This window comes from Actinotalea sp. C106, assembly GCF_023630195.1.
In the GTDB taxonomy this organism is placed as follows: Bacteria; Actinomycetota; Actinomycetes; order Actinomycetales; family Cellulomonadaceae; genus Actinotalea.
In genome coordinates, this window is sequence record NZ_JALPKN010000095.1 from 1 (window position 1) to 10845 (window position 10845).

8 protein-coding genes and 1 tRNA gene are annotated in these 10845 nt (G+C 73.1%); all 9 read left to right on the forward strand.

Features of this window, described 5'->3' with window-relative positions; genetic code table 11:
- Window positions 1–168 precede the first annotated feature (168 nt).
- The 9 genes from L0B03_RS08395 (at window position 169) to L0B03_RS08435 (ending at window position 10748) form a co-directional block, all read left to right on the forward strand.
- Window positions 169–1554: a UDP-glucose/GDP-mannose dehydrogenase family protein gene (locus L0B03_RS08395; RefSeq protein ID WP_374204918.1), complete on the forward strand. Its 1386-nt coding sequence runs from the start codon at window positions 169–171 to the stop codon at window positions 1552–1554.
- A gap of 159 nt (window positions 1555–1713) precedes the next feature.
- Window positions 1714–1787: transfer RNA gene (locus L0B03_RS08400), tRNA-Gly, on the forward strand.
- A 337-nt stretch (window positions 1788–2124) separates the two neighbouring features.
- Window positions 2125–3060, forward strand: a complete 936-nt coding sequence (gene cysK, locus L0B03_RS08405; RefSeq protein ID WP_250445363.1) for a cysteine synthase A — start codon at window positions 2125–2127, stop codon at window positions 3058–3060.
- 6 nt (window positions 3061–3066) lie between these two features.
- A complete protein-coding gene (gene epsC / locus L0B03_RS08410; RefSeq protein ID WP_250445364.1) occupies window positions 3067–3651 on the forward strand; it encodes a serine O-acetyltransferase EpsC in 585 nt (194 codons plus the stop codon).
- A 495-nt stretch (window positions 3652–4146) separates the two neighbouring features.
- Window positions 4147–4986: an ABC transporter ATP-binding protein gene (locus L0B03_RS08415; RefSeq protein WP_250445365.1), complete on the forward strand. Its 840-nt coding sequence runs from the start codon at window positions 4147–4149 to the stop codon at window positions 4984–4986.
- Window positions 4987–5075: 89 nt separating this feature from the next.
- A complete protein-coding gene (locus tag L0B03_RS08420; RefSeq protein WP_250445366.1) occupies window positions 5076–6125 on the forward strand; it encodes an aliphatic sulfonate ABC transporter substrate-binding protein in 1050 nt (349 codons plus the stop codon).
- 104 nt (window positions 6126–6229) lie between these two features.
- Entirely contained in the window at window positions 6230–7159 is a 930-nt protein-coding gene (locus L0B03_RS08425) for an ABC transporter permease (RefSeq protein WP_250445367.1), read from the forward strand.
- Window positions 7160–7254: 95 nt separating this feature from the next.
- Complete coding sequence (gene acs / locus L0B03_RS08430; RefSeq protein ID WP_250445368.1) at window positions 7255–9387, forward strand: acetate--CoA ligase; 2133 nt, start codon at window positions 7255–7257, stop codon at window positions 9385–9387.
- On the forward strand, window positions 9384–10748 hold the full coding sequence (locus tag L0B03_RS08435; RefSeq protein ID WP_250445369.1) for an O-acetylhomoserine aminocarboxypropyltransferase/cysteine synthase family protein: 1365 nt from the start codon (window positions 9384–9386) through the stop codon (window positions 10746–10748). The genes acs and L0B03_RS08435 overlap by 4 nt, the downstream gene beginning before the upstream one ends.
- Window positions 10749–10845: the final 97 nt, after the last annotated feature.

Sequence of the window (10845 nt, forward strand, 5' to 3'; positions counted from 1 at the left end):
GAGCCCGCGGCCACCGCAGGGGCCCGGCCGTGAGCGGGCCCACCGGGGCGCGAGCCGTCCTGGACCCCGGTCAACCGCGACGCTCCACCACCCGCACGGCCACCCGCACCACCCAGCCGCGGTCCGTCACCGGCCGCACCTGCACCACCGCACCCACTGGAGGCTCCTGTGCCTGACCGTCCCGCACCTGCCCGCAAGTCCACCTCCCGCACCTCGGCCAAGGCCACGCAGCCGCCGCGGCTGAGCGTCATCGGCACCGGGTACCTCGGGGCCACCCACGCGGCGGCGATGGCCGCCCTGGGCTTCCAGGTCGTCGGCTTCGACACCGACCCCACCAAGGTCGCCGCCCTGAGCCTGGGCAAGGTGCCGTTCTACGAGCCCGGGCTCGACGAGCTCCTCGTCGAGCAGGTCGAGAGCGGTCGCCTGCGCTTCACCTCCGACGTGGCCGACGCCGTGGCCTCCTCCGACGTGCACTTCGTGTGCGTCGGCACCCCCCAGCAGGCCACGAGCCACGCGGCGGACCTGAGCCACGTCGAGGCCGCGGTCCGCGCGGTGGCCGAGAACCTCGTCGGGGACGCCCTGATCGTGGGCAAGTCGACCGTGCCGGTGGGCACCGCCAGCTGGCTCCGCGGGCTCCTGGCCGACGCCGCCCCCGCGGGGGTGCGGGCCGAGTTGGTGTGGAACCCCGAGTTCCTGCGGGAGGGCAAGGCCGTCCAGGACACGTTGCACCCGGATCGCGTCGTGGTCGGCGGGGCGAGCGCCCGTGCCGAGGAGCTGCTGCGCACGGTCTACGCCCAGCCGGTGGCCGAGGGCGCCCCCTTCATCAGCTGCGACCTCCCCACGGCCGAGCTGGTCAAGGTCAGCGCCAACGCCTTCCTCGCGACCAAGATCTCGTTCATCAACGCGATCGCCGGGGTGTGCGAGGCGGCGGGGGCCGACGTGACGGTGCTGGCCGACGCCTTGGGGCACGACTCCCGCATCGGCCGGCAGTTCCTCGACGCCGGTCTCGGCTTCGGCGGCGGCTGCCTGCCCAAGGACATCCGAGCCCTGATGCACCGTGCGGGTGAGCTCGGGGCGCACCACGCCTCACGGCTGCTCCAGCAGGTCGACGAGATCAACATGGGCCAGCGCGAGCGCGTCATCGCCATGGCCACCGAGGCCTGCGGGGGCTCGGTCCTCAACCGGCGCATCGGCGTGCTCGGGGCGGCGTTCAAGCCCGACACCGACGACGTGCGCGACTCCCCCGCGCTCAACGTCGCCGCGGCCCTGCACCTGCGGGGCGCCCAGGTCACGGTCTTCGACCCGCAGGCCTCGGACACCGCGCGCCGGACCTTCCCCACGCTGGGCTACGCGGCCTCGGCCGAGGACGCCGTCCAGGGCACCGACGTGGTGCTCCTGCTCACCGAGTGGCCCGAGCTGGTCGCCCTGGACGCCGGACGTCTCGCGGCTCTCACGGCCACCGCGCGGGTGATCGACGCCCGCGGCAAGCTCGACGCCCAGGCGTGGCGGGCAGCGGGCTGGGAGTTCACGGGTCTCGGCAGGATCGCGGCCTGACCCAGGAGCACGTGGTCCTGACCTGACCCGAGAGGTCGGGTCAGGACCCTGACCCAGGCTCGGGCGCCGGGGCGGCGGCGGCCCCCCGGCGCTCGGGCGTGGGCACCGGCCTGCACCGGGTACCCTGGTGCGCGCCGTCCTCGGGGCTCCGAGGACCGTGCGGGCGTAGCTCAATGGTAGAGCCCCAGTCTTCCAAACTGGCTACGCGGGTTCGATTCCCGTCGCCCGCTCCACGGACCGTCGTCATTGCCGACGGCGCGTCCGAGCCGCTAGCGTCAGTCACCTACGACGACGGAAGGACCAGCGATGACCCTCGCCACCTCCGTCCTGGTGCGCGCCGCGGTCGGCGCCCCGTCGTGTCGGTGTCTGTAGAGCGCTGGCCCTGACCCCCGCGGTCATCCCGCCGTCCTTCGACGGCCCACCAGCGCTCGGCCCCGTGCGCGCCCCCGGCGCCGACCTGCACCCGGAGGCAGGACCCTGCAGGATCGTCCACGTGGAATGCCCACGCCCGGACGACCGTTCCACCCGACGACCACCGCGCCCCAGGCGCCCAGTGAGACGAGGACTTCCATGGCCCGCATCTACGACGACGTGACCGCGCTCGTTGGCAACACCCCCCTGGTCCGCCTCAACCGCGTGACCGAGGGCGCCGGCGCGACCGTCGCCGCCAAGCTCGAGTTCTACAACCCGGCCAGCTCGGTCAAGGACCGGATCGGCGTGGCGATCATCGACGCCGCCGAGGCCTCGGGTCAGCTGCCCGCCGGCGGCACCGTGGTCGAGGCCACGAGCGGCAACACCGGCATCGCCCTGGCGATGGTCGGGGCCGCGCGCGGCTACGACGTCGTGCTGACCATGCCCGAGACGATGTCGAAGGAGCGCCGCACCCTGCTGCGGGCCTTCGGCGCCGAGCTCGTGCTGACCCCGGGGGCCGAGGGCATGAAGGGCGCCGTCGCGAAGGCCGAGGAGATCGTCGGGCAGCGCCCCGGCGCCGTCCTGGCCCGCCAGTTCGCCAACGAGGCCAACCCGGCGATCCACCGCGCGACGACCGCCGAGGAGATCTGGGCGGACACCGACGGGGCGGTCGACATCGTCGTGGCGGGCATCGGCACCGGTGGCACCATCACCGGGGTGGGGCAGGTGCTCAAGGAGCGCAAGCCCGGCGTGCAGATCATCGCCGTCGAGCCGGCCGAGTCCCCGATCCTCAACGGCGGCCAGCCCGGCCCGCACAAGATCCAGGGCATCGGCGCGAACTTCGTGCCCGAGATCCTCGACACCTCGGTCTACGACGAGGTCATCGACGTGGACGCCGAGACGTCCGTGCGGGTGGCCCGTGAGACCGCCGAGCGCGAGGGACTGCTCGTGGGTCTCTCCTCGGGCGCCTCGATCCACGCCGCGGTCGAGGTCGCCAAGCGGCCCGAGAACGCGGGCAAGCTGATCGTCGTCATCGTGCCCTCGTTCGGCGAGCGCTACCTGTCGTCGATCCTCTACGCCGACCTCCTGGACTGAGCCCGCATGCTGCGTCTGCGCCGTTTCCTCGCCCTGCTGGGTGAGGACCTCGACGCCGCCCGACGGCGGGACCCCGCCGCGCGGTCGCGCGTCGAGGTCGCCCTGGGCTACCCCGGGGTCCACGCCGTGTGGGCGCACCGTGTCGCGCACCGCATGTGGCGCGAACCGGGCCTGCGCCTGCCCGCCCGCCTGTTCTCGCAGGCGGTGCGGGCGGCGACGGGGATCGAGATCCACCCCGGGGCCCAGCTCGGTCGGCGCCTCTTCATCGACCACGGGATGGGTGTCGTCGTCGGCGAGACCTCCCTGGTCGGGGACGACGTCGTGCTGTTCCACGGCGCGACCCTGGGCGGACGGGCCATGCGCCAGGGCAAGCGGCACCCGACCCTGGGTGACGGCGTGGTGGTGGGTGCCGGGGCGAAGATCCTCGGCCCGGTGTGGATCGGGGACGGCGCCCAGATCGGCGCCAACGCGGTCGTCGTCAAGGACGTCCCTGCGGGGACCGTCGCGGTCGGGGTGCCGGCCGTCGTGCGGCGACGCCCCCAGCACTCGCCGGTGACCGACCTGGTCGAGGACCCGGCCATCTACATCTAGGCCCTGCGCGCCCCCCGCCGGGGCGTCTGCACCGACGAGCCGCCTCGTCCGACACCCCGGACCGACCGGTCCTCGAGCCCGCCTCCCTGGAGGCGGGCTCTTCTCGTCTCGGCATGTGAGCAGTTCCCTGTCCACCCCTTGCCGCGCGGGCACTCGCGCGGTTAACGTCGCAGTGCAGTCTTAAGGACTGAGCGAACCGTCTCACCATGTGAGACCTACGAGGGAAGGAGGCCTGCGCCGATGCTCTGTCACCGTGACATGACGATGGCGCGGCCGATGCTGCCCTCGATGTGTGGCTGCATGCCACGCGCTGGCGCCTGACGCGCTGCCCGCTCCCCGAGCCTGAGCAGACGTCTGGTCCGACGACGGACCTCGGTGGCCAGCGCACCTCCCCCCAGCCCCGCCCGCACGCATCCCCGTGCCTGGTGAGCCGGCCGGCCCCCTGCCTGGAGCCTCGTCGTGCTGCGCCGGTCGCGCCGTCCCCGAGGACCCCTCATGGCCATCACCTCCCCCACCACCGTCCGGACCCATCCCGCGCACCCGGTCTCGATCCGCGACGTCGGCCGTACCTTCCCGGCCCGTGACCGCGGCGGGCGCGACACCCCCGTCCTGGCCGGGGTCGACCTCGAGGTCGAGGCCGGCGAGATCGTCGCCCTGATCGGCGCCTCGGGCTGCGGCAAGTCGACGCTCCTGCGCCAGATCAGCGGCCTCGACACCCCGACGGCCGGGCAGATCCTCGTCGACGCGACGCCCGTCCGCGGCACCGACGAGCGCTCGGCCGTCGCGTTCCAGGAGCCGCGCCTGCTGCCCTGGCGCACCCTGGCCCAGAACGTGGCCCTCGGGCTCCCCCGCGGCACGGACAAGGCCGCCGGCCGCCAGCGGGTCGCCGAGCTCCTCGAGCTGGTCGGTCTGGGCGAGTGCACCCAGTACCGCCCGCGCCAGATCAGCGGCGGCATGGCCCAGCGGACCTCCCTCGCCCGCGCCCTGGCGCGCAACCCCGGTGTCCTCGTCCTCGACGAGCCCTTCGGCGCCCTCGACGCCCTGACCCGCCTGCGCATGCAGGACCTGCTCCTCGACGTGCACGCCGCCGAGCCCACCACCGTCGTCCTGGTCACCCACGACGTCGACGAGGCCCTCTACCTGGCCGACCGCGTGATCCTTCTCGGACGGCCCGAGGGGGCGCCTCGCGGCACGGCGAGCACGGTCCGCACGATCGTGACGGTGCCCGGCACCCGCCCGCGGGACCGCGGCGACGCCGAGCTCGCGCACCTGCGCGTCGGGCTGCTCGAGGGCCTCGGCGTCCATGCCCACCACCAGACCGGCCCGACCCCGTGACCCACCACGCCGGGGACCGACCCCACCAGACCTCGCACGGCCGACCGGCCGCGCGACCCACCAGCACGACCACCACGAGAGGGACCCTCATGAGGATCCGCACCGCACTGTCCGTCACCGCGACGACCGCCGTCGCCGCCCTGATGCTCAGCAGCTGCGCTGCCGGTGAGGGTTCGGCCACCACCGACGACGCCCCCGCCGCCGGCGCCACCACGGCAGGGGGGTGGAGCGCCGACACCCTCGACGTCGACTTCGCCACCTACAACCCGCTCAGCCTCATCATCAAGGAGCAGGGCTGGCTCGAGGAGACCCTCGGCGAGGACGTGACGGTCACCTGGACCCAGTCGGCCGGCTCGAACAAGGCCAACGAGGCGCTGCGGGCCGACGCGATCGACGTCGGCTCGACCGCTGGCTCGGCCGCACTGCTGGCCCGCGCGAACGGCTCGCCCATCCACACCATCGGCATCTACACCCAGCCCGAGTGGTCGGCGATCGTCGTCCCGACCGACTCCGGCATCGAGTCCGTCGAGGACCTCGCCGGCCGGTCGATCGCCGCGACCAAGGGCACCGACCCGTACTTCTTCCTGCTGCAGACCCTCGAGGAGCACGGCCTCGAGCTCGGCGACGTCGAGGTGCAGAACCTCCAGCACGCCGACGGCCGGGTGGCCCTCGAGAACGGGTCGGTCGACGCGTGGGCCGGGCTCGACCCGATCATGGCCGACAGCGAGGTCAACGGTGGCACCGAGCTGATCTACCGCAATATCGACTTCAACACCTACGGCTTCCTCAACGCGACCGAGTCCTTCGTCACGGACTCCCCCGACCTCGCGCAGGTAGTGCTCGACGCCTACGAGAAGGCACGCGCCTGGGCCCTCGAGAACCCCGAGGAGACGGCCCAGATCCTCGCCGACGTCGCGGGCATCGACCTCGAGATCGCCGAGAAGGTCATCATCGAGCGCACCGTGATCGACCTGGACCCCGTCCCGGGCGACGCCCAGCGTGAGGTCCTCGAGGTGGTCGGACCGATCTTCGTCGACTCGGGGGACGTCTCCTCGCAGGACCAGATCGACGAGGCCCTCGACACCCTGTTCGACGACACCTTCGCCTCCGCGGCGGACCCGTCGACCATCGCGGACTGACCGCGACCTGATCCCGTGCCAGGAGGTGGTGGGCCCCCGGCCTCATCACCTACCGGCACGGGATCGACCCACCGCACGTCGAGCAGGGGCAGAAGGAGCCGATCATGACGATCCTCGGGAGCACCGGGACCGGACCCGTCGTCGACAAGGACGGCAGGCCGCTGCGCGGTCTGAACCAGTTCGACACCGGGGCGGTGGAGCCCGCCACCCCGGGCGGCGGCACCGGGCCCGACGCCCGCGACGGCCGGTCTGGTCACCGTCGCGACCCCCTCGCCAGCCGGTGGGGACGCCTCGCGATCGGGCTCGTCGTCCCGGTCGTCCTGCTCGGTCTGTGGCAGCTCGTGACCTCGGTGCTAGGGCTCTTCGCGCCGCACCAGCTGCCCGCCCCGACCGCCGTCTGGCAGGCCGCCGTCGAGCTCGCGACCTGGGACGTCGGTCCGACCCTCTGGGAGCACCTGCAGATCTCGACCCAGCGGGTGCTCCTCGGCTTCGCCCTGGGAGCGGTGCTCGGCCTGGCCGTGGGGGCCCTCGTCGGGCTCTCACGCCTGGGTGACGCCCTGTTCAGCGGGACCTTCGGGGCGATCCGGGCCGTGCCCTCGCTGGGCTGGGTGCCGCTGCTGATCCTCTGGATGGGCATCAACGAGGACTCCAAGGTCACGCTCATCGCGATCGGGGCGTTCTTCCCTGTCTACACGACGGTCGCCTCGGCGCTGCGGCACGTCGACCAGCACCTGGTCGAGGCCGGCCGGGCGTACGGGCTGCGCGGTACCTCCCTCCTGCTCCGGGTCCAGCTCCCGGCCGCGACCCCGGCCGTCGTCTCGGGCCTCCGGTTGGCCCTGGCCCAGTCCTGGCTGTTCCTGGTCGCCGCCGAGCTCATCGCCTCCTCGATGGGCCTGGGCTTCCTCCTCACCGACTCGGCGAACAACGGTCGCACCGACCGGATCCTGCTCGCCCTGGTGATGCTCGCGATCATCGGCAAGCTGACCGACGCCCTCATCGGCGTCGTCGAGAAGCGCCTGCTGCGCCGCTTCTGACCGCACCCCTCCCCTCCACGCTCGTGTCAGAACCCGGGGTGCCCCTGGGTACCCCACGTTCTGACACGAGATGACGACGACCTGAGACGAGCTCGATGACCAGCACCACGGCCCGCACCTCCGCGGCCACCGGCCCGACGACCACCGGCCCGACCATCACCAATCTGCTGACCGAGGCACGCACCGTCCCAGCGCCGGCGGGTGAGTGGAACGTCGGCCCCGCAGACCACGCCCGGCTGGTCGCCGAGGCGGAGGCCGACCACGTGGCCTTCTGGGAGCGGGCGGCCGAGCGGCTCGAGTGGGCCGAGCCCTGGCACACCGCCCACACCTGGTCCCCCGCCGTGCCCGACCCCGAGGACCCCGAGCGCCTCACCGTGCCCGAGGCGACCTGGTTCTCCGGCGGGCGGCTCAACGTCGCCGTCAACTGCGTCGACCGGCACGTCGTCGCGGGGCGCGGGGACAAGGTCGCGCTGCACTTCGAGGGCGAGCGCGGGGACCGCCGCAGCTACACCTACGCCGAGCTGCAGCGCGAGGTGTCCCGGGCCGCGAACGCCCTGACCGACCTGGGCATCGGCCGCGGGGACCGCGTGGTCGTCTACCTGCCGGTGCTGGCCGAGACGGTCGTGGTGACGCTCGCGATCGCGCGGATCGGCGCGATCCACTCGCTCGTCTTCGGCGGGTTCTCGGCCGAGGCCGTCCGCTTCCGCGTGCAGGACACCCGCGCCAAGCTGCTGGTGACCAGCGACGGCCAGTTCCGGCGAGGAGCTGCCGTCCCCACCAAGGCCACCGCTGACGAGGCGGTCGCGGGCCTGGACCACGTCGAGCACGTGCTGGTCGTCCGCCGCACCGGCGAGCAGACCCCCGACGTCCCGTGGACCGAGGGGCGCGACGTGTGGTGGCACGAGGCCGTCGAGACCGCCTCCTCCCACCACGAGCCCGAGGCCTTCGACGCCGAGACCCCGCTGTTCATCATCTACACCTCGGGCACCACCGGGAAGCCCAAGGGCCTGGTGCACACCAGCGGCGGCTACCTCACCCAGGCGTCCTGGACGCACTGGGCGCACTTCGACGCCCGCGAGGACGACGTGCACTGGTGCACCGCGGACCTCGCCTGGGTCACGGCCCACACCTACGAGATCTACGGCCCGCTCTCCAACGGCCTGACCCAGGTCATCTACGAGGGCACCCCGAACACCCCGCACACCGCGCGCCACCTCGAGATCATCGAGCGCTACGGCGTGACGACGTACTACACGGCCCCCACCTTGATCCGCACCCTGATGACCTGGTTCCCGGACGGCCTGCCCCCCGAGCACGACCTCTCCTCCCTGCGCCTGCTCGGCACCGTGGGCGAGTCGATCAACCCCGAGGCCTGGGTCTGGTTCCACCAGCAGATCGGTCGAGGCCGAGCCCCGATCGTCGACACGTGGTGGCAGTCCGAGACCGGCGCGACGATGATCGCCCCGCTGCCCGGGGTCACCACCCTCAAGCCCGGCTCGGCCACGCGACCGCTCCCGGGCATCTCGGCTCTGGTGGTCGACGAGCAGGGCGCGGAGGTGCCACGGGGCGAGGGCGGCTTCCTCGTGGTCGACCGCACCTGGCCAGGGATGGCCCGCACCATCTGGAACGACCCCGAGCGGTACCGGGACGCCTACTGGTCACGCTTCGCCGAGCAGGGCTACTTCTTCGCCGGGGACGGCGCCCGGTACGACGCCGACGGCGACATCTGGCTGCTGGGCCGCGTCGACGACGTCATCAACGTCTCGGGCCACCGGCTCTCGACCATCGAGATCGAGTCCGCCCTGGTCTCTCACCCCGCCGTGGGCGAGGCCGGTGTCGCGGGGGTCGAGGACCCCACCACCGGCCAGGCCGTCGCCGCCTTCGTGATCCCCGCCCGCACCACGGCCGAGCCCGACGACGCCGCGGCCTGGGTGCGCCACGCCACCGAGCTGACCGAGGTGCTGCGCGCCCACGTGGCCCGGGAGATCGGACCGATCGCCAAGCCCCGGGACGTCGTCGTCGTGCCGGACCTGCCCAAGACGCGGTCAGGGAAGATCATGAGACGCCTGCTCGCCGACCTCGTCGCGGGAGGCACCCTGGGAGACATGACCTCCCTGCAGGACGCCCGCGCCGTGAGCCGCATCGAGGCCGTGCTCGCCGCACGGTCGGCCACGGGCACCAGCCCCGCCAGCCCGACCCGCCCGACCACCACCGAGGAGTCCACGTGACCGAGGCCGCACCCGAGCGCCGCTGGGGGTTCCGCACCCGGGCCCTGCACGCCGGCGGGGTCCCTGATGCCGCGACCGGCGCCCGCGCGGTGCCGATCTACCAGACCACCTCCTTCGTGTTCAACGACACGGCCGACGCCGCGAACCTCTTTGCCCTGCAGAAGTACGGCAACATCTACTCGCGCATCGGCAACCCCACGGTCGCGGCCTTCGAGGAGCGGATGGCCTCCCTGGAGGGGGGCATCGGCGCCGTCGCGACGGCCTCGGGGATGTCCGCCGAGTTCATCACCTTCGCGGCCCTCGTCGGCGCCGGGGACCACGTGGTCGCCTCGGCCGGGCTCTACGGCGGCACGGTGACCCAGCTCGACGTGACCCTGCGCCGCTTCGGTGTCGAGACGACCTTCGTGCCCGGCACCGACCCGGCCGACTACGCCGCGGCGATCCGGCCCGAGACCAAGGTCGTCTACGCCGAGGTCGTCGCCAACCCCTCGGGGGAGATCACCGACCTGGCCGGGCTCGCCGAGGTGGCCCACGCCGCGGGGCTGCCCCTCGTGGTCGACGCGACCCTGGCCACGCCGTACCTGTGCCGGCCGATCGAGCACGGGGCGGACATCGTCGTGCACTCGGCGACCAAGTTCCTCGGCGGGCACGGCACCACCCTCGGCGGCGTGGTCGTCGAGAGCGGCCGGTTCGACTGGGGGAACGGGAAGTTCCCGCAGATGACCGAGCCCGTGGCCTCCTACGGGGGCGTCAGCTGGTGGGAGAACTTCGGTGAGTACGGGTTCCTCACCAAGCTGCGCTCGGAGCAGCTGCGGGACATCGGTCCGGCGCTCTCGGCCCAGTCGGCCTTCCAGCTGCTGCAGGGCGTCGAGACCCTGCCCCAGCGCCTGGATGCCCACCTGGTCAACGCGCGGGTGGTGGCCGAGTGGCTCGAGGCCGACCCCCGCATCGGGTACGTCACCTGGGCCGGGCTGCCCAGCCACCCCCACCACGAGCGCGCCGCCCACTACCTGCCAGCCGGCCCCGGGGCGGTCTTCGCCTTCGGGCTGCGCGGGACCGAGACCGTGGCGGCGCGCGATGCCGGCCGCACCTTCATCGAGGCCTTGCAGCTCGCGAGCCACCTCGCCAACATCGGCGACGCACGGACCCTGGTGATCCACCCCGGCTCGACCACCCACCAGCAGCTGACCGTCGACCAGCTCGCCGCGGCGGGGGTGCCCGAGGACCTGGTGCGGATCAGCGTGGGCCTCGAGGACGTCGAGGACATCCTCTGGGACCTCGACCAGGCCCTGACGGCTGCGGTCGGGCCCGCCGACCAGCACGCCGCACCGACCCATCGCGCCGACGAGGTGACCGCATGACCGAGTCCTGCGCCCTGCCCGGGGCACCCACGACCAGCGGTGCCGGCGCCTCAGGGGCAGCTGGCGACGCGCCACCGGCCCGCACGTCGACCGGCCC